Here is a 24,824-nt window from a genome sequence, read left to right on the forward strand (position 1 = left end):
TCAGGAGGGTTATACTATGCAACAAGTGAACAAAATGCAGCTATAGCTCAAGCGAAGTCATATGCAAGTACATTACCGATATTTAAGAAAAATTTATACAGATAATTAACTTCGGAATATGGAGAGAAATTTCCATCAGACATAGCCCAGTATGTTGTCTATCATATTAGTGTGGACTATAAAAAGAATGCACTTAGATTAGTAAAAAGTTACGTAAAAAACATGAACATTTCTAATCAAGTATTATATAATTAACTCGTTTCAGAAAATGGAGAAGGATTTACTCCTGAAGAAGCGCAATATGCAATGGATCATTTAGATAGATAATCATTGAAAACGAGAGTTTTAACATTAAAGGTTTGTTTTCTTAATCGAAAGCAAACCTTTAATACATTCATATAAATATGACCTCAATAGAATATAAATCCAGTAACCATAAAATTTTTAAAGTTACAATTACTTTCACTCTTTTAAATTATCTTTTGGCAAATACTCTTATCTTTTTATTCACGACGCTTCTTTCATTTAAAATTAACATTGGTGTCAGCTTTTTACTAATATTATTTAATTCATCCTATTTTTTCTCAACATCTTTATGGACCACTTTTTAACTATATTTATCAATTTGTGTTTATGCCCTTAATGAATTATTAGTACATTAGCTATAATATTTGAATCAATCAATTTTTCTAAAGTTAAGTGTATCTCATTAAAGTCATTCATTTATATCACCAATTTAAATATCACAATTATCATAATAATAGCAAAAACCCCGAACAAGAATTCCAATTTCTCTTTTTTGTTAGTTTTACCTATTTTAAAAAATATTTTTATTGCATAGAGGTATTACTATTAGTATGTAGGAGGGGATTCCCCCTCCTGATAGGTTAGCGCTCAAATGTCCGTTCAATTATTATAGAGTAGGATTTTGTACATTTGAGTTTTTTATTTACTTACCTTCTGCCACAGGGATAATCAGATTCTTCAACACTATATTGATAGATTTTAATATTAGAGCCTACATTCATAGGCCGTTTATTACTTATCCCTTAGATTTCTAATAATTTATTGATATTATTGCCAAACTTATTTGCAAAATCAATAGACTTTGCTTGGCTCAAGCTTTCTGTATTTGTTAAATTATACTCTGCTGTCATAATATTACCTCCTAATTTATGAAAATAAATTATTATTTTTTGCAATAGTAGCTTGTCTTTGTGTATCATCTTTTATTGCCAAAATGTCATCTTATTTGACTGAGTGCTCACTGGTGGTTCTTGACTTAATGCTTTTTCAACATTAATTTTTACTATTTGATTAAGTAAGTTAGTAAATGATTCAACGTTTTTCTTTGTTTTTTCAGCATCAGTATTTACTAATATAATAATTTGATCATCGAAGCTTTCTAAACCTGACTCATTGAGCATTGAACGAGTCCCATTTTTCATTTGAGATAAAGCTTTTTCTGCTTTAAGTTCTTCATTCTCTTTCAAAAGCTTTTCGATTTCATATTGACTCTTTTGATCTTTATTCATTTTGGCCAGTTTCTCAGCTTCTTGAATTGCATCTTTAATACGTTCATCAGATTTTCTTTTTTCTCTAGCTAGACGATCCTTAATCATTTGAGATACTTCTTCTTGAGAAAATGTTTTCTCCTTCTGTTGTGATTGTTCATGAATTTTTCTGAATTGTCATTGTGCTTCATTTCTTCAGTAATATTACTTTGATTGTTCTCCATGAGATATACCTCCGTTTATAGTCTGTCGACTGCGTATTCCATACTTGCTTTTATAACGTCATCAGCACGTTTTGGACATAAAAAATAACCTTCCTTAGAAGGTCAAAATAGTGTATAAAAATAGCATCGCTTTCTATTTATCTGTATAGAAAGGATGCTATTAAGATATTATTCTTATTTCTTTAATTTCAGAGTCATCAATAGAGTAAATACCTACTTCAGTTTCTAAATCCATTACGAAATTTCCTGTATCACTTTCATATGGATTCTCAAAGTTTATTACATCGCCATAAAGTTTATTATTATCATTTAAAACTACATTTACTACATGACCATAAGACCTAGCTATTCTCATTTTTTCATCTCCTTTTTAACATAGGGAACTACATGTGTTCCTGTCTTAGAATAATGTACTTTCCCAAATTTAGTATTGATATAATGACCATTTACAAAAGCTTTTCCAATTACAACACCAAAGTCTATAATTTCTTTTTTATTAAACTTATTGTTAACTATTAACAATAAACCAGTATTTGATTTTTCCATAAGTAATTTATTCAATTCTTGATTAGGTATTGTAGTATAACTGGGAAGCATATAATTATTTTTAATGGCTTTCAATTTACTTTCTTCAAAAAGTTTATGATTATTACGATGTATATTTTGCTTTTCTGGGTTTATATCTATTTTTATTTTACCACTACGTATCATATCAAGCATTTCTTTTTTTGCTTTTTCTTGTATTTTTTCTTTTTCTAATTCTTTATCCTCAACTCGGTACTTACCTTTACGTTCTCTAAAGAATTGATCTCTCCAGTTTCCCACATGTGGTACTGTAGTACTTCTACACCAATGATGCATTGGTGGCGCATTAATGCCAGGTATCATATCTTTAACTTCAAATACTTTACCGTTTAAAGAATGACATATTTTAGACGTTTTCTTATCTATTTTAGCAACGTATTTATATTCTCCATATTCGCCCAGTTCTTTTTTTTCGACTCTGCTTGTACTCTTGCTGACTCAGTAACTAATAACCTACTTGCATTATAAGTAGTTGTGTTAGTTTGTTTCTTAAAATCCGTTATATACTCATTGGGATGTCTACCTCTAAGTAATACATTACTCGTCGTTCTTTCTACTTCTTTTTGATTTACAGCCATATCTTGCCATAATCTTGTAAACCACTTCACACCTTTAAAGTTACTATTCACAACAGCTTTTACATCAGTTTCATCAATTTTCACATGTTTACCAAGTATATGTGCTTGTCTTTCAACTTCTCTATCAACTGCATCAACTAACTTATTTTCTATCTTATCTTGAATATCTAAAGTGGAGTCTTTGACTATCAAATCTAACTGCTGCTTTAATAACTTTTCTCTAGATACTTTCATAGACAAGTTATAAAGCTTGAGTGCCTTGTTTGTCTCATCACAAAATCTTCAGTAAATTCCATTAGATTGAATCATCAATGACTTGTTGATCTATTTAAGATTTATCGATAAAAAGTATATTAAGATTACATTTTAAGAACTTTTCGACCAAATACCCTACTCATTATGAAATGATTGACAAAACATAGCTTTTAAAACAAAAAAGAAGTTAAGGCAACATTCCTCAACTTCTTACCCCTATTAAATTTCCCCTGAATTTGTTTAGCGCTTAGTATTGCTTCATGTACTGTTCTCTTTCCCATTCGGATACTTGAGTACGGTAATAATCCCATTCAATTGATTTAGAATTAATAAATTGATTGTAAATGTGATTTCCTAAAGCATTTTTAATTGAAGAATTTTCACGCATTGCTTTTAACGCAGTATATAATGTTGATGGTAAGTCTTGGATACCCACTGCTTCACGTTCTTCACGATTCATTTCATAGATATTTTGGTTTACTGGTTCTGGAACTTTAAGTTTATTTTTAATTCCGTCTAATCCTGCTTGTAAAATTGCTGCTAAAGTCATGTAAGGGTTTGCTGCTGGGTCAACTGAACGTACTTCGATACGAGTTGATAATCCTCTTGATGAAGGTACACGTACTAATGGAGAACGGTTTTTACCACTCCATGCAATATAACAAGGTGCTTCATAACCAGGAACTAAACGTTTATATGAGTTAACTAATGGGTTACAAACTGCAGTGAATCCACGTGCGTTTTTAAGTACTCCAGCTGTAAATTGGTATGCAGTTTCAGTTAATTGCATCTCACCTTCAGGATCGAAGAATGCATTTTCTTTACCTTTAAATAATGACACGTTGAAGTGCATTCCGCTTCCGTTCACACCGAATAATGGTTTTGGCATGAATGTTGCATGTAAATTATGTTTACGCGCAATTGTTTTTACAACAAGTTTAAATGTTTGAATATTATCACATGCAGTCACAGCATCCGCATATTTAAAATCAATTTCATGTTGACCAGGTGCTACCTCATGGTGACTTGCTTCGATATCGAATCCCATATCTTCTAATTCTAATACGATATCACGACGACAATTTTCACCTAAATCAGTTGGTGCTAAGTCGAAGTACCCACCATCATCATTTAGTTCTAATGTTGGTTCACCTTTTTCATCTAACTTGAATAAAAAGAATTCTGGTTCAGGTCCTAGATTGAAATCAGTGAAACCCATTTCTTCCATTTCACCTAAGACGCGTTTTAAGTTTGCACGTGGATCACCTTCAAATGGCGTACCATCTGTTTTAAATACGTCACAAATTAAACGAGCAACCTTACCTTGCCCTGCTGTCCATGGGAAAATAACCCATGTATCTAAATCAGGATGTAAATACATATCTGATTCTTCAATACGAACGAATCCTTCGATAGAAGATCCGTCGAACATCATTTCGTTGTCTAATACTTTTTCTAATTGGCTAACAGGAACTTCAACATTTTTAATGACACCTAAAATGTCAGTAAATTGCAATCTTAAATATCTTACGTTTTCTTCTTCAGCAAACTTACGAATATCATCTTTTGTAAAGCTACGTTTTGGCATGGTTTAAATCCTCCAAATTTTATTTAATAAATCGTGATAGGTCACCACGGTTTATTGGTAATGTTTCGCTACGTGGTTTCTGCGTCGCATCTACAATCATTCTCTTTCTAGTTTCTTGTTCGTCTGTAGATAAGTGATCTTGGTCATCAAAAATGATTTGTTTTATACCTTTAATATTAAACCCTTTCTCTAAAAAAGATTTAATTTCTAAAAGTCTATCTAAATCATTCATCGAAAATAATCTTTTGTTACCCTCAGTTCTTTCAGGTGTAATAAGTTCATGCGTTTCATAATAACGAATTTGCCTTGGACTTAATTCAGTTAATTTACTTACCACACTCATAGAGAATACGGCCATGTTACGTCTGATTGAATCGTTAGACTTCACTTGAACCTCTCCTCTACTTTTGAACTTGTCATTAATTTAGCATAGTTTTACAAAGAATACAAAAGTATGTGAGGTTTTCTAACACACTATTTATAAATACTGTAATATCAAGGATTTTCAACGCAAAAACACTCATAGAATCTAAAATTTTCGTCAATGACTTAAAATAATTTTAAAATTTTCTGATAACTTTTGCAATCTAAAAATTAAAACTCTCTAAACAAATACCCGTTTAAAGAGTTTACAATCATTATATTAAATTTTGCTCGCACATATTCTCAACTGCACGTGTGACTGCTATTTTAACATGTTCATACGTTAAGCCACCTTGAACATATGCTTCATATGGTGGACGTATAGGGCCATCAGCAGATAGCTCGATAGATGACCCTTGAATAAATGTTCCAGCTGCCATAATCACATCATCTTCATAACCAGGCATATAACTTGGTTCTGGACTAAAGTGTGCATTAATTGGTGAAGCATGTTGAATACTCTGACAGAAGGATATCATCTGTTCCTTCGTATCAAATTGCACTGTTTGAATCAAATCAGTCCGCTTCACGTTATATTTAGGTGAAGTTTTCATGTTTACTTTTTCCAATAATAAACTTGTAAATAATGCGCCTTTTAAACTTTGGCTTACAACATGCGGTGCCAAGAAGAAACCTTGATACATTTCTTGTAGGGAATTCAGTGAAGCACCTGCTTCTTTACCTATGCCAGGTGCTGTTAAACGATAACCACAACGCTCAATAATGTCCTGTCGTCCTGCGATATAACCACCAATTTTAGCTAAACCACCGCCCGGGTTCTTGATTAATGAGCCTGCAATAATATCTGCTCCCACTTCAATAGGCTCTTTGTCTTCGACGAATTCGCCATAACAATTATCAACAAATACAATGACATCTGGATAAGCTGATTTAATTATTGTAATAGCCTTTTCAATCTCTCTAATTAGTACAGATGGACGTTGATCATAACCTTTCGATCTTTGAATAGCGACAACTTTTGTTTGGTCGTTGATGGCTTCAATGACTCGAGAAACATCGATATGACCTTCATTTAACTTCACTTCATTGTAATGGATACCATGATCTTTAAGACTTTCGATACCGTTACCGTTAATTCCTATGACCTCTAATAACGTATCATATGGGCTCCCTGTGATATACAATAACTCATCTCCATATTTCAAGGTACTTTGTAGTACTATAGTAATTGCATGTGTACCTGAAATAATCTGTGGTCTAACAAGTGCATCTTCAGATTTAAATGTATGCGCATAAATCTCTTCAAGATGATCTCTTCCAAAGTCATCATAACCGTAGCCCGTAGAGCCTTGTAAATCACTTTCTGTAGCTTTTACATGATGAAAAGCATTTAACACCTTTTCTTGATTAAATAATGCATTTTTTTCTATTTCCTTAAAGTACGAACTTAATGTCTCCTCTACCTCTTCGATTAAATTGGTAATGTCTTGCATAATTAGTCTTCCTTCTTTACTGTTTTTTATAACCTTTCACGCTATATGTTGCGTCGTCTTCATTAAAGTGAAGTTCACTTACTAGTGTATGTTGCTTAAGAAAGTACAATCTATCTGTATTCGTGCTATCAACCATTTCTTCATAGTAATACAAACTGTGCTTGATTTCTTGTATTAACAGCTGTTTCACTTTGTCTTTGTCATCTTTATTTCGACTTGATACAAATACATGAGTAGATTTAGACACAGGTATTTCAATATTATGATGGCATAAATCTTTTTTATTAAATATCACTGCCTGTGGTATTTGTTCCATACCTAAATCACTCATGAGTTGATTAACTGTATCATATTGTGTTCGATACTCTGGATAACTCGCAACAACCACATGTAGCAAAAGATCAGCCACTTTAGCTTCTTCAAGTGTAGATCTAAAGGCAGCCACTAATGTCGTAGGTAGTTTTTGAATAAAACCTACAGTATCAGAAATAATTAAATTAAAGCCCTCATTAATCTGTATTTGACGTGTTTTAGGATCTAAGGTAGCAAAGAGTAAATCCTTCTCATAAGTCTCTTCATTTGCTAATACGTTAAACCATGAAGACTTACCAGCATTTGTATAACCAATTAATGCAATTTGAAAGACTTGGTTCTGTTCTCTTTTACTCCGGTATCTTTCACGGTGATCAACAACAGTTTGCAATTGATGTTTTATTTCATTCATTCTAGTTCTAATATGTCGACGGTCCATTTCTAATTTTGTTTCACCTGGCCCCCCTTGTTCCTATACCGCCACCTAAACGTGAAAGACTTTTACCATGCCCTTGTAATCTTGGTAAAAGATAATCCAATTGTGCAAGTTCAACTTGTAGTTTACCTTCTCTGCTTTTAGCTCTTAAAGCAAAGATTTCTAAAATTAATTGGGTTCTATCGATGATTTTAATGCCCAAATTATCATTTAAAGTTTTAGATTGTGCTGTCGTTAGTTCATCATTGGTCACGACAACATCTATATCATGAAATTCTATAAAAGCCTTAATTTCTTCAAGTTTACCCTTGCCTACATAATATTTATGATCAATGTGTTCTCTATTTTGAGCAATTTGACCTTTAACATTAAGTTGACATGTTTGTGATAAAGCTTTAAGTTCTTCCATTGTAGAATCAAAGTTAAATTGATGATCCATTTGAGCATGTACACCGATTAATACAGCAGTTTCTAGTTTCTTCTTTGTATCATAAGTAAATTGCTGTGCCACGTCATACATCTCCTTTTAAAAGTTACTCAAAATATTTTATCATAGAGTGTTAACAAAGACTATCTACACATATTGTGTTAAATTAGATATATAACGAAAGGGTGATAAGATGAAAAGCATTTATGATTTTGTAGTACAAAAAAATAATGGTGAAAATTATAAATTAGAGCAATATAAAGGCGATGTTATGCTCATCGTAAACACTGCTAGTGAATGTGGTTTTACTCCTCAGTTCGAAGGTTTACAAAACTTATATGATGAATATAAAAATCAGGGTTTTATTATTCTAGGATTCCCTTGTAATCAATTCGGTGGCCAAGAACCTGGTTCAGGTGAGGAGGCAGCACAAAATTGTAAGATTAACTACGGTGTAACTTTCCCTATACATGAAAAGATTGATGTTAAAGGAGACAATCAACATCCATTATTCCGTTTTTTAACAGATGCTGCTAAAGGAATGATTAACGAGAAAATTAAATGGAATTTTACTAAATTTTTAGTAGACCGTGAAGGTAATGTGATTAAACGTTTTTCACCTCAGAAAAAACCTAACCAGATTAAAGGAGAAATTGAGAAATTGCTATAAATATGTCTCTAAAACTTTTATATTTAACATAGAAAAATGCTTCATGTAATGTAAATTGATTGTAACTATACATTTCAATATAAACATTGCATGAAGCATATTTTTATTACAAACATTTCCTTGGTTTGTGTTAAAGTGCTACGTTTAAAACATTAACTTCAATATTTAATGTCATTCACTTTAAAGTTATCCTATAAGTGAACATGCATTTTTAATGCACTTTGATTACAACTGTTATTCTTCACTTTTCACTTCTGTTGCATCAGATGACTCATTATCAACTGTGAAAGTGTTGATCGCATGTTTGTAAATCAAATGTTGTTTGCCCTGAGAATTTAAGCTGACAACGTATTTGTCAAAATCTTCGATAATACCTTTCATTTGAAAGCCATTTAAAAAGAAAATCGTGACTTCAGTTTTTTCTGACTTAAAGTTCTCTAGTGCTTGATCTTGGATGTTTTCGTTTGCAATCATGGTTAGAACTCCTTTTATTTATTTGGGTTGTAATCTCATCTAACATCATTTGAAGTGACATCGTTTCTTTATTTAGCCAGTGAACATTCATTTTATTTTTAAACCAAGTCAATTGTCGTTTGGCATATTGTCGAGAATGCTGTTTCAATTTATCTACAGCAACGTCTATACTTACATTCCCTTTAATGACAGGTACAAGTTCTTTATACCCTATGGCTTTCATGCTTTGGCTCGTTTCAAAACCTTGTTCTACAAGATGTTGCACTTCATTAAATAATCCGTGGCACAACATAATATCAACACGTTTATTTATTTTAAAATATAATGTTTCGCGCGATATTTCAATCCCTAATAATAATGTATCATAATTTTCAGTAAATTGGTGTACTTTCTTGCGAGAACTTAAAAGTTTTTTTGTTTTTAAATAATATTCTATAGCTCTCAATACTCTTTTTCTGTTGTTAGGGTGAATATTTTGAGCAGATTCATTATCAAACGATGCTAAATATTGGTGTAATTCATCGTTAGCTAATTGATCAAGCGCTTTTAATTTTATTTTGACTTGATGTAACTGTTCTTCAGAAACAGATTCATCCTCAAATGCATAATTATGTAATAAAGACTGTATATATAATCCAGTTCCACCGACAATAATAGGTACTTTTCCCCTTTGTGTAATATCGTTAATACAAGTTTCTGCTCTTTTTTTAAATTCATAAACTGAGAATGACTCATCAGGAGATAAAATATCAATCATATGATGAGGTATTCCTTCCATTTCTTCTTTTGTAACCTTTGCTGTACCTATATCCATTCCTTTATAAACTTGCATTGAATCTCCACTAATGATTTCACCATTAAACTTTTTTGCCACTTTGATACTTAATTCTGTTTTACCCGAAGCTGTTGGTCCAACTATAACAATTAAAAATGGCTTTTCGACTTTAGTCATTCCTTTACTCACTCACTTTATGTTTTTTCAAAATTTGTTTTTCTATCCATTCAAACATATGTTGCCATGTCTTTTGATAATCTTCTTCAAATAATATCTCATGTCTTTTATTTTTATATAACTGAACAGTGATATGTTTAATTCCAGATTTTTTATACAGTTTTCCCAATTGTTTAATGCCTTTGCCATAATCACCAAACGGATCTTCTTTTCCTGAAACCAACAAAATAGGTAGGTTCTTATTTAATTTATCTAAATTTTTACGTTTAGTTGTTTGCATCATATATTTGACGGTTTGGTAAATTAATTGATTCGATACTCGAAAGCCACAATAGTCATCTTCAACAAATTTTTCGACTTCATCACGCCGAGTAGAAATCCAATCACTCTCCGTTTTTGGATGATCAATACGTTTATTAAATGATTGATTCACTAAATTATTAACCCATCTAACACGACTTCTTTTTCCCAACACAGTAGTTATCATTTTTAAAGCTATTGTAGCAGGGACTCCCTTCCTTTTGGGAAACATACCTGTACCAGTTAGAATAAGTCCTTGTGCAAATTTGTGATATCTTTCAACAAAAAGTCTAGCAATAATAGACCCCATAGAGTGTCCCAAAACAATATAAGGCATATTAAATTGTGTACCGTATATTATTTCAACGATTTCATAAGCATCATCTGCAATTTGTAACATATCATCAAAGTGTCCACGTTCTTTTTCGTCAATATCTTTGCCATGACCACGATGATTATGTCTTAGTACATCATATCCTTGTATATTTAATGCTTCTACTAATTCATTATAACGGTCCATATGCTCAGCCATACCATGAAAAAGATGTACGATGCCTATCGTTTTTTTCTTTGCCTTTTCAATTTTAACTTCTATCATCGTTCCATCTTTTACTGTAATCTTAAATTGATTCTGACTCATCACATATGCCCCCTTACATTTTTAAAGTCATAATAAGTAAATTCATCTATTAAATACTATTTAATTATTAATATACCTTGCGAATTTTGTCTTATCAAATCGTATGCATAACGCTGTATTTAAATAATATCCTTATAGGACTTAGAACATGCAAATTAAAAAACTACTCATAAATACATGGATGGTTCCATAAATCTACAAGTAGTTTAATATTTAACTCAAATTGAGAACAGTGTGCGATTGATTAATCTTTAGTAGCTGGTTGATCATTACCAATACGTGCTTCGTCGATAGCTTGTTCTACTTCTTTAGTATAAGTTTCTTTTTGAACATCAGTGTAATTAAGCATATCAGCCATTACATCGATAACTGCATCTTTATAATCTAAAACGTCTTTAATATTAAAGTATAATTTACCTGAACGACGTACTAAGAAGTCTGTTGGTTTATAAACCATTTCTTGTTGAATACCATAAATTAATTCAACATAGATTTCTAAAGGTAATTTACTATCGTGATATGACGCAGTTTGAGCAATATTAAATAATTGATCAACATTTGAACCATACTTGTTAGCTAAGCGGCGCGCAACATCTTCATCAATACCGAATCCTTTAGCAGCATCAACTTTCTGCTCTACGAATTGCTTGAAGTTTTTACTTCCGCCAACATCACCACCAGAAATTTTTAGATATTTAGTTGCACATGGTTCAAATTTTAGACCATATTCTTGTTTTAAGCGTTTAGCTAATAAGTCTACAATTTCTAATGCCATATGACGGTAACCGGTTAATTTACCACCAGCAATTGTTAATAAACCAGATTCACCTTCCCAAACTTCATCTTTACGAGAAATTTCAGATGGATCTTTACCTTCTTCAAGAATCAATGGACGAATACCAGCCCAAGTAGACTCGATATCTTCATCTTTAACATTGACACTTGGGAACATATAGTTAATCGCCTTGATTAAGTAATCTCTATCCTCTTGAGTTGTTAACGGGGAAGCTTTTTCATTATCATAGAACGTATCTGTTGTACCTACATAAGCTTTACCTTCACGTGGGATTGCAAAAATCATACGTCCATCTTTTTCAGTATCAAAGTAAACTGCTTGACCAAGTGGAAATTTAGATTGATTAATAACAACGTGAACACCTTTAGTCAAACGTAATTGTTTATTATTACGTGCATAGTCTCCACTTCTCACTTCATCAACCCATGGTCCTGAAGCATTAATAACTTTTTTAGCTTTAATAGCATACGTTTCTCCGTTAATCATATCTAATACTTCAATACCATTTACTTTTTTCTTAGAATCATAAGTAAAATGTTCAGATCTAGTATAGTTAATAATCTCAGCACCATACTCAGCAGCTTTCTTCATTACTTCAATGGTTAAACGAGCATCATCTGTACGGTATTCAACATAGTAACCGCCACCTTTAAGACCATCTTGTTTAACTAGAGGTTCTTTATTTAAAGTTTCTTTTTTAGATAACATTTTTTTACGTTCAGATTTTTTAACACCTGCCAAACGGTCATACATAGCTAAACCAATTGACGTGGAGAATTTACCAAATGTACCACCTTTATGCATTGGTAAAAGCATCCATTCAGGAGTTGTAACATGTGGTCCATTTTCGTATACAATTGCACGTTCCTTACCAGTTTCTGCAACTACCCCTACTTGCAGTTGTTTTAAATATCTTAAACCACCATGCACAAGTTTAGTAGATCTAGAACTTGTACCTTGTGCGAAGTCTTGCATTTCTACTAATGCAACTTTCATTCCACGTTTACTTGCATCTAGTGCGATACCTGCACCAGTAATACCTCCACCAACAATGACTACATCGTATTCCTTGTCTCTTAAATTTTTTTTAATATGATCCCTTTTTAAAGTAGATAATGACATTATCTAAACGCCTCCTAGTTATAAATAAAGAAACGAGAAATTTATCCACACAATAACATTTAATTGTTTTGTACGAACAAATCTCTCGCTTCTCGATTTTCTTATTAACTTGTCTCAAGTATAACATAGTAAAGAAAATCAAGTCCATTTAAAGTTTCATAAATGCAAAATATTTATCTTAATCTTCTAGCTTAAATACTTGTGTTGCTTCAACGGCTTTTTTCCAGCCTTTATATAATTTCTTACGTTTGTCTTCATCCATTTCTGGCTCAAATTCAGTTTCAAGTTTCCAACGATCTCTGATGTCTTCTTTATCATCCCAGAACCCTACAGCTAAACCAGCTAAATATGCAGCACCTAATGCAGTTGTTTCTTGAATTTCAGGTCGTTCAACAGCAGTATCAACAATGTCAGCTTGGAATTGCATTAAGAAATTATTCTTCACAGCGCCACCATCGACACGTAAGTTTTGGACTTCGATACCAGAGTCTTTAGACATTGCTTCCATTACATCACGTGTTTGATAACATAATGATTCTAAAGTTGCACGAATAAAATGTTCTTTTTCAGTACCACGTGATAAACCAAAGAAAGCACCTCTTGCTTCTGAATCCCAATATGGTGTACCTAAACCGACAAATGCAGGTACCATGTAGACACCTTCAGTAGAATCTACTCTTGAAGCATAATTTTCAGTTTGTGGCGCAGAATTAATCATTCTTAAACCATCTCTTAACCATTGAATCGCAGAACCAGAAACGAAAATAGAACCTTCTAGCGCATAGTTAACTTTGCCATCTAAACCATATGCGATTGTTGTTAATAAACCACTTTCTGATTTTACTACTTCTTCACCTGTGTTCATTAACATGAATCCGCCAGTACCATAAGTGTTTTTAACATCACCACGGTCAAAACAAGCTTGTCCAAATAAAGCTGCTTGTTGGTCTCCTGCAATACCTGCGATAGGTACTTCTTGACCAAAGAAGTGATAATCAATTGTTTTAGCATAAATTTCACTAGATTCTTTTACTTCTGGGAGCATTCGTTTTGGAATATCTAAGATTTCCAATAATTCATCATCCCATTTTAAATCGTGAATATTAAACATTAAAGTACGACTCGCATTTGTATAATCAGTGATATGTGCTGATCTTCCTGAAAGCTTCCAAACTAACCAAGAATCAATAGTACCAATTAGCAAGTCACCATTCTCAGCTTTCTCTCTGGCTCCTTCTACATTATCAAGAATCCATTTTACTTTTGTACCTGCAAAGTAGGGATCTAAAAGTAAACCAGTTTTATCTCTAAATGTTTCTTCATAGCCTTGATCCTTTAATTCAGTACAAATTTCTTGTGTTTGTCTAGATTGCCAAACAATTGCGCGATAAATCGGACGACCAGTATTTTTATCCCACACCACTGTTGTCTCACGTTGATTAGTGATACCAATACCTTCAATTTGATCAGCATTGATATTATTTTCATTCATCAATTCTGCCATAACTGATAAAACTGATGTCCAAATTTCATTTGCATCATGTTCTACCCAGCCTGGATGCGGGAAGTGTTGTTTAAATTCTCGTTGAGAAACACCCTTAATTTCTCCTTCTTTATTAAATAGAATTGCACGAGAACTTGTTGTTCCTTGATCTATTGATAAAATATATTTTTCCATAGGTTTTGACTCCTTCTAATATGATTAATGGCAAATAGTGTATGCGCTACTTAATTTACCTCAATTAAATTCGCGAAGTATTTAACATTATATTTATACACGTAATAAAGATTTTTAAATCATTTTAACCTTTTAAATTATGTAGTGCATTTAGTATATTGATTCGATATCATTGCAGTTAGATGCTTTATTTAAAATCACACCTAAAATGAGCGTAATGATCAGTACAATCACACCAACTAAACAACTTGCATTAAACGTTTGTTTATAAAATACTTCGTAAATTATATCACCTAACATACCACCTGCGATTGGTCCTAACACTGGAACAATTGCATATGACCAATTAGATCCGCCTTTTCCTGAAATAGGTAGAATTGCATGCGCAATACGAGGGCCTAAGTCACGAGCAGGATTAATTGCATAACCAGTTGTTCCACCTAAACTTAACCCAATTGCAACAATTAAACTACCAACGATAAGTGGATTTAAACCATCAGCAATTTTATTAACCCCGATAAATAAAATTCCTAATGTTAAGGCCATAGTACCAATAATCTCACTTAAGAAGTTAGCAAAATAATTCTTAATTGCAGGAGCAGTTGAAAATACGCCAAGCTTAACACCTGGATCCTCAGTGGCTTTCCAGTGCGGAAGATACATCAACCAAACGAACACGCCACCTACAATACCACCAAACATTTGACAAATAATATAACCAGGCACTTGTGCCCAATTAAATCCTCCATCCATTGCTAAAGCAATTGTTACAGCTGGATTCAAATGTGCTCCAGAGAATTTACCAACAGCGTAAACTCCCATTGAAACTGCTAATCCCCAACCTGCTGCGATAACAATCCAATCTGCACCATTACCCGCACTTCTCTTCAAGTTAACGTTTGCACAAACTCCTCCCCCGAAAAGAATTAGGATTGCAGTACCTAAAAACTCTGCCAAATATGCATTCATATAAATTCCTCCCCAAAAACAGGGAGACTCCTACGTCAAAATATATAGCGTGTAGAAATCTCCCAGTCTCTGTTCTAATATTAACTTTTAAACTTGATATAAGTTTACTATTAGACTGTAAGCGTTGTCAACAATTTTGTAAAAAAATTGTCATATTTGATAATTATTTTTATAAACATAGTGCACATATAGTTATGAAATACAAAATAATTAGTTTTGAATTTACCTAAATTTGTTATTATACTCTTTCAAACATATAAAAAAGAATGCAAGTGAGGTACTTCTAAAATCGTAAACTTTTATGTAATATAAAGTATTACGTTTTTAGTATCTCAATCACATTCTTTTCTTTCTTACCATTTTCTACCACAGTTTTTCAAAACTTGTAGTTACATATTTAGCTCCATTTGATATTGCTTCTTGAATTTCAGATTCATCTTCAATCAAGCCCCCTGCAATAACTGAAGCTGAAGTTTCTTGTTGAATTTGGCTTACAGCTTTGCTAGCTACCCCTGGTAATACTTCAACATAATCCGGTTCAACTTTTTTGATGAGCTCAATACTTCTAGTAAGTGCTTGACTATCAATGATAAATACTCTAAAAATCGTTAAGGTGTTTAACATTTTAGCCTTTTTAATTACTTTAGTTTTAGTTGAAACGATACCTTTAGGTTTATACTGTTGAATAATGTATTCGCAAGCAAATTCATCGTGACTTAAACCTTTAATTAAATCAATATGGACGTAGCATTCAATTGAATGACGTTTTAATAGTTCCATGATACTTTTTAAATGGCCAATATGCATATCTAATACAACACAAGCTTTATAGTTCGTTTTAGTTAATCTTTCTAAGTCCCTCATATTTCTAATTGCTGGTAAAATATTATCTTTCAAGATTACATCTCCTCTACATTACCCGTTTAAATAATTTTTCTAATTCGTAATTTGAAAAGTTAATGATAATAGGTCTGCCGTGTGGACAAGTGAATGGATCTTCCGCTTCCCTCAATTGATCAATTAAATCGGCCATCTCATTGTTTTTTAAATAGTGATTGGCTTTAATAGATTTTTTACAAGACATCATGATTGCTGCATCCTCTCTCATTTTTCTAACATCAACTTTTTTATGTTTAAGAACTAGTTCAATCATGTCTTTAATAATCTCTTCAGTTTCTCGTTTTGGGAACCATACTGGATAACTATTAACTATATAATCATGGCCACCAAAATGCTCTAAGTGAACGCCCACTTTATCTAACTCTTCTTTATATTGATCAATAATCATTTGCTCATCTTTAGAGAAATGAAAAGTTAATGGAATGAGAAGATTTTGAACTTCGTTTGACACTTCGTCAATCTTATCTCTGAAATATTCGTACTTAATTCTCTCCTGAGCGGCGTGCTGATCTATCATAAACATTCCATTTTCATTTTGAGCAATGATATATGTTCCGTGAACCTGTCCAACCACTTCCATATACGGAACTCTTCTATTAGGAGTTTTACTTACTGTACCTTTAATATCATTTTCATCATTGGAAAAGTCATCATTTCTAAGTGCTTCAATTTCCATTTCATTTAAAATATCTTTTTGATTTTGGAAGTAATTATCTTCATTAGTTCGTTGTATATATTGAGAGACTTCAGAATGACTATAGTCATTTTCTGAAGCCGTTTCATATACATCTTCATTCAAACTTTCATTTACTTCCAAATCTTTTTTATCGGATGTACTTTGACCTTGAGAGAAACGATACTTAGAAGTATCTTGGCCTGTTGCACTAGCATTTTTCTTTTCAAAGTCCATTTTCTGTTGTTCAAAAATTTCAAGCACCTTATTCTTTTTAGATGAGTGATCTAAATCATTTTGCGGTATTAAAATTCTATCTTTAAAAGCTTCTCTAATTTTATTAACAATCAGTTCATACAATTGCTCTTCCTTAGAAAGACGCACCTCTAGCTTTGTCGGATGTACATTCACATCTACCAAAATTGGATCCATTTGAATATTAATGTAACATATAGGAAATCTACCAATGGTAAGCAAAGTATGATAGCCTTCTTGAATAGCTTTATTAAGAACAAAATTTTTAATATATCTACCATTAATAAAAATTGAAATGTAGTGTCTATTACTTCTAGAGTGTTCTGGTTTAGCTACAAACCCCTCAAGATGATAATCACTTGTATTACCTGAGATGTGTACTAAATCTTTTGCGACTTTCATACCATATATTTCGGCCATAACTTCATTTGTTCTTCTAGAACCGTTCGTGCTAATTAACGTCTTGCCATCAGACACAAGTGAAATTCTAATGTTTGGATGACTCATTGCCATTCTATTTACAATGTCTGTGATTTTTCCTAATTCAGTATAAAGGCTTTTGATATATTTTAAGCGCGCTGGGGTGTTATAAAATAACGATTCAACTAAAATATCTGTACCTTTTTTAGCTTTAGCAGGCTTTTGATTAATAATTACTCCATTTTCCGCATAAACTTCATGCCCATTTTCATTATCTGTACATGTTTTTAATGTTACTTTTGCAACAGAAGAAATACTTGCTAAAGCTTCTCCTCTAAAACCTAATGTACGAATATGAAATAAATCATCATCTGCATCTAACTTACTTGTCGCATGACGATGGAATACTAAAGCTAAGTCATCTTGTTCGATACCGCTTCCATTATCTACGACTCTTATTGAGGAAATACCGGATTGTTCTACTTCTATGTTAATTTCAGTCGCATCTGCATCAATCGCATTTTCCAATAGTTCTTTAACAACTGAGCTTGGACGTTCAACTACTTCACCTGCAGCAATCTTATTAGCTAAAGAGGTTTGTAGTTCTTTGATTTTTCCCATCGCTTACACCTCCTCTACTTTAATTGATTTTGGAGTTCATTGAGTTTAACAAGTGCTTCTATAGGTGTCATATTTGATACGTTTAAATTTTTAATTTCTAATTCTATCTCATTTTGCTTTTCTTCATTTTCAAATAAATCAAACGCAGCCTGTTCAAATGATTTATTTGGAGAAATACTCGCATCTTGCTTAGTATAATGATAATTTCCATGTTTATCTTGGTTGTCAACATCACTTTCAACAAGTTGATTAGGTTTAACTTGATAAGAAGGTTTTTCTTCAAATTCATCAAGAATAACCTGTGCTCTATTGATTACATCATCAGGAAGATCAGCTAATTTAGCAACTTGTATACCATAACTATCATCCACTGCACCGTCTTTCACCTTATGTAAGAATATAAGTTCACCTTTGTATTCATTTGCAGCAACGTGTACATTTTTTAAACACGGTAACATTTGATCAAGTGTTGTTAATTCATGATAATGTGTTGAAAATAGTGTTTTAGCATGTGACGTTTGCGCAACATATTCAATCATTGCTTGAGCTAATGCTAATCCATCATAGGTTGAAGTTCCTCTTCCTATTTCATCAAAAATAATTAAACTATTTTCTGTAGCGTACGTTAAAGCTTTTTGCGCTTCTAACATTTCAACCATAAATGTGCTTTTTCCTGAAACTAAATCATCAGCTGCACCGATTCTTGTAAAGATTTGATTAAAGATTGGTAAGATAGCTGAATCACAAGGAACATAAGCTCCCATTTGTGCCATAATGCTGATAATTGCAACTTGTCTCATATAAGTCGATTTACCTGACATATTTGGCCCTGTTATCAAATAAATGAATGTATCATTATCTAACCTACAATCATTAGGTACATAATCGTTGTGATCCATTACCCTTTCAACAACTGGATGTCTAGAGTTCTCTAGATCTAATGTTTTATCGTCACTAAACGTGGGTTTAACATAATTATATTTTTGAGCAATCTCGGCAAAACTCTGCAAACAATCTAGTTCAGAAATAATTTTCGCTTGCTTTTGTAATCTTCCAGTATACGTTTTAATGTGCTCTCTTAATTTAACAAATAATTGATATTCTAATTCAATTGCTTTGTCTTCAGCACCTAGTATGATATCTTCTTTTTCTTTCAATTCATCAGTGATAAAACGTTCTGCATTAGATAACGTTTGTTTACGATTATAACCAAACTCATTAGGATTAAAGCCTTGTAAGTTTGCCCTTGTAATTTCAATAAAGTACCCAAATACTTTATTAAAACTAATTTTAAGTGACTTTATACCTGTACGTATACGCTCTTTTGCTTGTAGCTCAGCTAACCATGTTTTACCATTCTTAGATGCTTCTAAATATTCATCTAATTGCTCATTAAATCCTGTTTTAAAAAGACCACCGTCTCTAACTGAAATTGGAGGTTCTTCTATCAAACTTTCTTCTAATATTTCTAAAAGATCATCTAGAGGTTCTAATTCGTTAAATTGTGCTGTCGCCTCAGCGTTAAGCTCATTTAATAAAGCTTTAATATGAGGAATTTCTGAAATAGAATGTTTTAGTTGTATAAGATCTCTTGCATTAACATTTCCATAACTTACTCTTCCAACTAATCTTTCAATATCATAAACCTGATTCAAATAATTTCGTAGTGTATCTCTTTCTATAAAACGATTGATAAATTCTTCAACAATACTTAATCTATCATTGATGTGCTTCTTATTTATTAACGGTCGGTCAATCCACTGTTTTAAACGTCTGGCGCCCATAGGGGTTTTGGTTTTATCCATAAGCCATAATAACGTTCCTTTTTTAGATTTTAACCTGATACTTTCAGTTAATTCTAAATTACGTTTCGCATAATAGTCCATTTTCATAAAGTCGACAGCAGCATACTCAATCACTTCTTCAATATGTGATAAATCTCTTTTTTGCGTATGATGGACATAGTCTAATAATAATTGAGTGGTTTCAAACATTAATTGGTGATTAATAGTATTAATATCATATTTCATATTTGAAATAGTATCTCTAATAGTAATTGTTTCAGTTGTCATACTAATTTGTCTTTTCAATTCTTCTGATAATGCTTGATTAACAACAATTTCATTAGGATTAATGGTTGTAATTTCATTTAACAACGTTGCTTCGTCTTTGAAGTGAGTGGTTTTAATTTCACCCGTCGACACGTCACAATAACTTAAAGCAAACTCACTGTTCATAATAAAACTAAGGATGTAATTGTTTTGTTTTTCATCTACTCCACCTTCTTCCATAACTGTACCAGGAGTAACAATTCTAACAACTTCTCTTTTAACCATTCCTTTAGTTTGTTTAGGGTCTTCCATTTGTTCACAAATAGCAACTTTATAACCATTATTTATTAAAGTTTCAATATAACTATCTGCCGAATGATATGGCACACCACACATAGGAATTGGATTTTCTTTTTTTACATCTCTTTTAGTTAAAGTAATTTCAAGTACTCTTGAAGCTTCTTTGGCATCTTCAAAGAACATTTCATAGAAATCTCCGAGTCTAAAAAATAGCAAACAATCGTCGTACTCAGATTTTATTTTTAAATATTGTTGCATCATTGGTGTTATATTAGACATTTCTATTTTCACAACCCTTATTTTATATAACTTTAATTTTTTTAGTAGATCTGCACTTTTAACTCATACATTTTAACATATATCATTACCACACGCTCAATTCAAAAAGTGAACAAAAAAGTACGCTTAAGAATGAATGATTGAAGAACTTTGCTTAAAATTACAATGAATTCCCCCCTCATTCATAAAGCGTACTTATAAACTATTTATTTTTAATATATTTATCTATTAAGCCACGTCTTTTCATAATGATAAGAAGTATATAACTTATTAACGCTCCTATAACACTAGAAACAATAAACATTAAAGGCTTAATAAAGAAATTTTGTAGATCCATAAACCATGCTAATGGAATACACATTAAGCTACCTATAACACCCGTTCCCAGTACCTCTCCTACAGATGCCATAAAGATATGTTTCCTATACATATAGAATAAGCTTGACAGAAGCACACCAATCATACTACCAGGAAATGCAAATGCACTACCTGTCCCAAATGAGATTCGTAATATTGAAGAAATAAATGCCTGAGCTAGTCCATACCACGGTCCAACAAAGACAGCAGAAAGTACATTAATAAAATGTTGAACAGGTGCCGCTTTAATTGGACCTAAAGGTATCACAACGATACTACTTAATATTACATTAATTGCAATTAAGAACGCGGTAATCGTCCATTTCCTTAATTTCATGACATTTACTCCTCATTAAAAAACTTATTCATTATAATTTTTACGATGATACTCATTTAATCTATCTTCCATCGTTTTAATCATCATTTGTAATAATTCATTCGCATCGTATTGAACTGCGCGAAATTCTTCAACAATTGGTAGCTCATTAATTTCTCCCTCTAAATGTTTGATATCATTCTCAGATTGTTGAAATGCAACTTCTTTACCATAATTTTGGAAGTTAACAGATTGTTTTTGTTGCGCTTTAAGATGATTCATTTTACTTTCAATCATTTTATTTTTATGGATTTGTTGTTCTACCTTTTGATAATCTTTTACAACCTCTAACTCACCTATCCGTTGCGCAAGGACATCTGTTTGGTTTAGGATTTGTTTTTTATTATACATGTTAATTGCTCACCATAGCGTGTTGATGCTCTTGAACAAATGTTCCGTTGAGAGAATACTGTTTTGCTTCATCTATCTTAACATCTACAAGTTTACCTACCATTTCTTTTGGTCCTTTGAAGTTAACAAGTTTATTTTTATCAGTATATCCTGCTAGAACAGTATCATCTTTTTTACTTGTTCCTTCACATAAAACGGTAACAATTTGTCCTTCATACTGACTCATAGCTTGTTGTGAATACTCACCAACTTTTTTGTTTAAGCGTTGTAAGCGAGCTTTTTTCACTTCTAATGGCACATTGTCTTTCATTTTAGCTGCAGGAGTACCATCTCTTTGTGAATATAAGTAAGTATAAGCATGTTCAAATTGAACTTCATCGTAAAGCGTAAGTGTTTCTTCGAATTGTTCTTCAGTTTCATTTGGGTACCCAACAATAATATCAGTTGTTAGTGCAATATTAGGAATCGCTGTTTTGATTCTTGAAACTAAATCAAGATAATTCTCTCTCGTGTATTTACGTCCCATAATTTTTAATACTGCATTATTACCTGATTGAACTGGTAAATGAATATATGGAACAATATTTCCACCTTTAGCTATTACTTTAATCATGCGATTTGTGAAATCCCATGGATGACTTGTAGTAAAACGGACTCTAGGTATATCGATATTAGAAATATCTTGCAACAAATCGCCTAGTTCATAATCTAGTCCAGCAATGTCTTTACCATAAGAATTTACGTTTTGACCTAGCAATGTAATCTCTTGATATCCTTCTCTTGCTAGTTCTTTTACTTCATTAATGATATCTTCTGGGCGACGACTACGTTCTTTACCTCTGGTAAATGGAACAATACAATAAGTACAAAACTTATCGCAACCATACATGATGTTAACCCAAGCTTTAATATTACCTTCACGTACTTTTGGTAGATTTTCTATGACATTGCCTTCTTTAGACCAAACTTCAACTACCATTGCTTTAGATAAATATGCTTCTTCTAATATTTCTGGTAAATGATAGATGTTATGTGTACCGAAAATCATGTCAACATTTTGGTAAGACTTTAAAATTTTATTTACAACTGATTCTTCTTGAGACATGCAGCCACATACCCCAATAAGGCAATCTGGACGTTCTTTTTTTAGATGTTTTAAGTTTCCTATTTCGCTAAAGACTTTATTTTCAGCATTTTCTCTAATCGCACACGTATTAATTAAAATAACATCTGCGTCATTAATTTCAGTTGTCGCACTATAACCTAAGGCTTTTAATATCCCCGCCATAACTTCAGTATCATGTGCATTCATTTGGCAACCATATGTTTTAATTAAGAAAGTGCGCCCGTTACCCATGCCTCTATATTTTTCATCAATATGAAAATCTCTATTATATTGAACTTCTTGTTTGCCTCGTTTTTTAGCTTCTTTCAAACTAGGTCGTTGATAAACTTGTTCAAAGTATTGACTATAATTTTTTTCAGCTTTACGATCTCGTTCAACTAAAATATTTATCGTTCCAGCTTTTCTTTGTTCTTCATTCACTTTGAAAAATCCTTTCTATAAGCCCATGATCATTAATTATATTAAATTTAAAGTTAAAGTGCAAAACGTCTCTGAATCATTTCTTTCTATCATTTTGTGAAAATAAAGGTAGACAACTTTCATTTAGTAAAAAAGAAGCTTTATGATTTATCAAAATTAGTTTACCAAAAAATTAAAAACAGTCTCATGTGGTCTACACAAGACTGTTCATGTTCGTAATTTACTACAACTTTTAAAACGTTTACTGTTAATCATATTTGGCGGTAAACGTTTCGATTTCTATACCTTCTGGAACATGATAAAACTTCACTTGGCTAATAACACTAGGACATTCTAATTCAACCATACGTTCATTTAATTTTTGAATTAATATTAAACATTCGCTCATATTTCCTTGAATAGTAGTTTCTAACGGTCCTACACGATAACGCATACCTGATTGATCAATTATTTTAATAGCTTCATCTACATAAGGGATGATATCTTCATTACGAGGTGTCTTAGGTATGATTTGTACACTCATCAATGTATCTTGCATCTTTTTCACTCCATTCATACTAGCAATTTCTTAATGTAATTTTAACACGTTCCATAATTTATGAAATGCTTGTAATTAAGCTCGTTCAATTGCTTTAATAATTGCTTCAGAAAAATCATACATCAGGTGCCCCCAATTGTCTTTATTTTCTCTACTTTTACGTGAGCTATCATTATTGTTAAAAAGCTCTTTTCGTAATTGAGAAGTCAACTCGAGCTGTACACCACCATCTTGTTTAGTATGATTGATAATATTATTATCTTGAGTTCCGGATATAGAAAATGGTGCCCCTTGTACATCCACACCAATATCCTTTAAAGATTCACTAATTAATTCAATAAGTCGATGATCGTTTCCACCAATGTAAACAGCACTATTATCACCTGTGCACCCATGAATTGCAATCGCTCTTTCACTATTTCTAACAATATTGAGCGCATCTTTATCATCATAATGTATTGATGTAACATGTAATTCATTATTGCCTTTACTTCGAATTCCTTTAAAAGAGAAGTAATTATACTTGCCTTGTTCAGCAATGGTTTGTGCTAACTCTGTTGTGGCTGGTTCTATTCCACCACCGTGGATAGCTAAAATAGTTACATGGCTATTTTGATTTGTGGTTTCAATTTCCCAATCTTCATGTTCAACAGTTTTGGATTCTAATTCTGTCATTGATTTAAATTTATCCATAATAACCCTCCACTCCATTCTATTCATTTCATATCTTCCCTGAATTAATTTAAAATATTTTTACAAA

19 protein-coding genes and 5 pseudogenes are annotated in these 24,824 nt (G+C 32.1%); 2 read left to right on the plus strand and 22 right to left on the minus strand.

Annotation, left to right across the window (positions count from 1 at the left end):
• Window positions 1–21: 21 nt before the first annotated feature.
• A pseudogene (locus tag DYE57_RS07195) lies at window positions 22–327 on the plus strand (Ltp family lipoprotein); the annotation flags it as partial.
• A gap of 902 nt (window positions 328–1,229) precedes the next feature.
• Here the strand turns inward: DYE57_RS07195 and DYE57_RS07205 are convergent.
• The 8 genes and pseudogenes from DYE57_RS07205 to hflX all read right to left on the minus strand — a co-directional run bounded on the left by DYE57_RS07205 (window position 1,230) and on the right by hflX (window position 7,880).
• Window positions 1,230–1,738 (minus strand): annotated as a pseudogene (locus DYE57_RS07205) (DUF4355 domain-containing protein).
• Window positions 1,702–1,822 (minus strand): annotated as a pseudogene (locus DYE57_RS07210) (hypothetical protein); the annotation flags it as partial. The pseudogenes DYE57_RS07210 and DYE57_RS07205, both read right to left, overlap by 37 nt.
• A gap of 76 nt (window positions 1,823–1,898) precedes the next feature.
• Window positions 1,899–2,093, minus strand: coding sequence for a hypothetical protein (locus tag DYE57_RS07215; protein ID WP_115313439.1), 195 nt, complete (start codon window positions 2,091–2,093; stop codon window positions 1,899–1,901).
• Window positions 2,090–3,180: pseudogene (locus DYE57_RS07220) on the minus strand (minor capsid protein); the annotation flags it as partial. The gene DYE57_RS07215 and the pseudogene DYE57_RS07220, both read right to left, overlap by 4 nt.
• Window positions 3,181–3,403: 223 nt before the next feature.
• Window positions 3,404–4,744, minus strand: coding sequence for a type I glutamate--ammonia ligase (gene glnA / locus DYE57_RS07225; RefSeq protein ID WP_115313440.1), 1,341 nt, complete (start codon window positions 4,742–4,744; stop codon window positions 3,404–3,406).
• A gap of 19 nt (window positions 4,745–4,763) precedes the next feature.
• Window positions 4,764–5,132, minus strand: a complete 369-nt coding sequence (locus DYE57_RS07230; RefSeq protein ID WP_165417870.1) for a MerR family transcriptional regulator — start codon at window positions 5,130–5,132, stop codon at window positions 4,764–4,766.
• A 250-nt stretch (window positions 5,133–5,382) separates the two neighbouring features.
• A complete protein-coding gene (locus DYE57_RS07235) occupies window positions 5,383–6,621 on the minus strand; it encodes a methionine gamma-lyase family protein (RefSeq protein ID WP_115313441.1) in 1,239 nt (412 codons plus the stop codon).
• 16 nt (window positions 6,622–6,637) lie between these two features.
• Window positions 6,638–7,880: pseudogene (gene hflX / locus DYE57_RS07240) on the minus strand (GTPase HflX).
• A 109-nt stretch (window positions 7,881–7,989) separates the two neighbouring features.
• On the opposite strand from hflX, the gene DYE57_RS07245 reads away from it, so the two are divergent.
• Window positions 7,990–8,466, plus strand: a complete 477-nt coding sequence (locus DYE57_RS07245) for a glutathione peroxidase (RefSeq protein ID WP_115313442.1) — start codon at window positions 7,990–7,992, stop codon at window positions 8,464–8,466.
• Between the two features lie 234 nt (window positions 8,467–8,700).
• Here the strand turns inward: DYE57_RS07245 and hfq are convergent, their stop codons facing one another.
• The 14 genes from hfq to DYE57_RS07315 all read right to left on the minus strand — a co-directional run bounded on the left by hfq (window position 8,701) and on the right by DYE57_RS07315 (window position 24,757).
• Window positions 8,701–8,940 (minus strand): RNA chaperone Hfq, encoded by a 240-nt coding sequence (gene hfq / locus DYE57_RS07250; protein WP_115313443.1) that lies wholly within the window; start codon window positions 8,938–8,940, stop codon window positions 8,701–8,703.
• Entirely contained in the window at window positions 8,894–9,892 is a 999-nt protein-coding gene (miaA, locus tag DYE57_RS07255) for a tRNA (adenosine(37)-N6)-dimethylallyltransferase MiaA (RefSeq protein ID WP_115313444.1), read from the minus strand. The genes hfq and miaA overlap by 47 nt, the downstream gene beginning before the upstream one ends.
• Window positions 9,893–9,896: 4 nt before the next feature.
• Entirely contained in the window at window positions 9,897–10,832 is a 936-nt protein-coding gene (locus tag DYE57_RS07260; protein ID WP_115313445.1) for an alpha/beta hydrolase, read from the minus strand.
• Between the two features lie 244 nt (window positions 10,833–11,076).
• Window positions 11,077–12,750 carry a glycerol-3-phosphate dehydrogenase/oxidase gene (locus tag DYE57_RS07265; protein WP_115313446.1) on the minus strand — a complete coding sequence of 558 codons (1,674 nt, stop codon included), beginning with the start codon at window positions 12,748–12,750 and terminating at the stop codon, window positions 11,077–11,079.
• Window positions 12,751–12,928: 178 nt separating this feature from the next.
• Window positions 12,929–14,428, minus strand: a complete 1,500-nt coding sequence (glpK, locus tag DYE57_RS07270) for a glycerol kinase GlpK (protein WP_115313447.1) — start codon at window positions 14,426–14,428, stop codon at window positions 12,929–12,931.
• Window positions 14,429–14,578: 150 nt separating this feature from the next.
• Window positions 14,579–15,397, minus strand: a complete 819-nt coding sequence (locus tag DYE57_RS07275; protein ID WP_115313448.1) for an MIP/aquaporin family protein — start codon at window positions 15,395–15,397, stop codon at window positions 14,579–14,581.
• A 363-nt stretch (window positions 15,398–15,760) separates the two neighbouring features.
• Window positions 15,761–16,294: a glycerol-3-phosphate responsive antiterminator gene (locus DYE57_RS07280; RefSeq protein ID WP_115313449.1), complete on the minus strand. Its 534-nt coding sequence runs from the start codon at window positions 16,292–16,294 to the stop codon at window positions 15,761–15,763.
• 13 nt (window positions 16,295–16,307) lie between these two features.
• Window positions 16,308–18,266, minus strand: a complete 1,959-nt coding sequence (gene mutL, locus DYE57_RS07285) for a DNA mismatch repair endonuclease MutL (RefSeq protein WP_115313450.1) — start codon at window positions 18,264–18,266, stop codon at window positions 16,308–16,310.
• Between the two features lie 14 nt (window positions 18,267–18,280).
• The gene (gene mutS, locus DYE57_RS07290) at window positions 18,281–20,896 is read right to left on the minus strand and encodes a DNA mismatch repair protein MutS (RefSeq protein ID WP_115313451.1); all 2,616 of its coding nucleotides are present in this window, start codon (window positions 20,894–20,896) and stop codon (window positions 18,281–18,283) included.
• Between the two features lie 202 nt (window positions 20,897–21,098).
• Complete coding sequence (gene thiW, locus DYE57_RS07295) at window positions 21,099–21,590, minus strand: energy coupling factor transporter S component ThiW (RefSeq protein ID WP_115313452.1); 492 nt, start codon at window positions 21,588–21,590, stop codon at window positions 21,099–21,101.
• A 24-nt stretch (window positions 21,591–21,614) separates the two neighbouring features.
• Window positions 21,615–21,980, minus strand: coding sequence for a YlbF/YmcA family competence regulator (locus DYE57_RS07300; RefSeq protein ID WP_115313453.1), 366 nt, complete (start codon window positions 21,978–21,980; stop codon window positions 21,615–21,617).
• Between the two features lies 1 nt (window position 21,981).
• Complete coding sequence (miaB, locus tag DYE57_RS07305) at window positions 21,982–23,526, minus strand: tRNA (N6-isopentenyl adenosine(37)-C2)-methylthiotransferase MiaB (RefSeq protein WP_115313454.1); 1,545 nt, start codon at window positions 23,524–23,526, stop codon at window positions 21,982–21,984.
• A gap of 247 nt (window positions 23,527–23,773) precedes the next feature.
• Window positions 23,774–24,064 (minus strand): thiamine-binding protein, encoded by a 291-nt coding sequence (locus DYE57_RS07310; protein WP_115313455.1) that lies wholly within the window; start codon window positions 24,062–24,064, stop codon window positions 23,774–23,776.
• 75 nt (window positions 24,065–24,139) lie between these two features.
• Window positions 24,140–24,757, minus strand: a complete 618-nt coding sequence (locus DYE57_RS07315) for a poly-gamma-glutamate hydrolase family protein (protein WP_115313456.1) — start codon at window positions 24,755–24,757, stop codon at window positions 24,140–24,142.
• Between the last annotated feature and the right edge of the window lie 67 nt (window positions 24,758–24,824).

Source organism: Staphylococcus saccharolyticus (genome assembly GCF_900458815.1).
Classification (GTDB): Bacteria; Bacillota; Bacilli; order Staphylococcales; family Staphylococcaceae; genus Staphylococcus; species Staphylococcus saccharolyticus.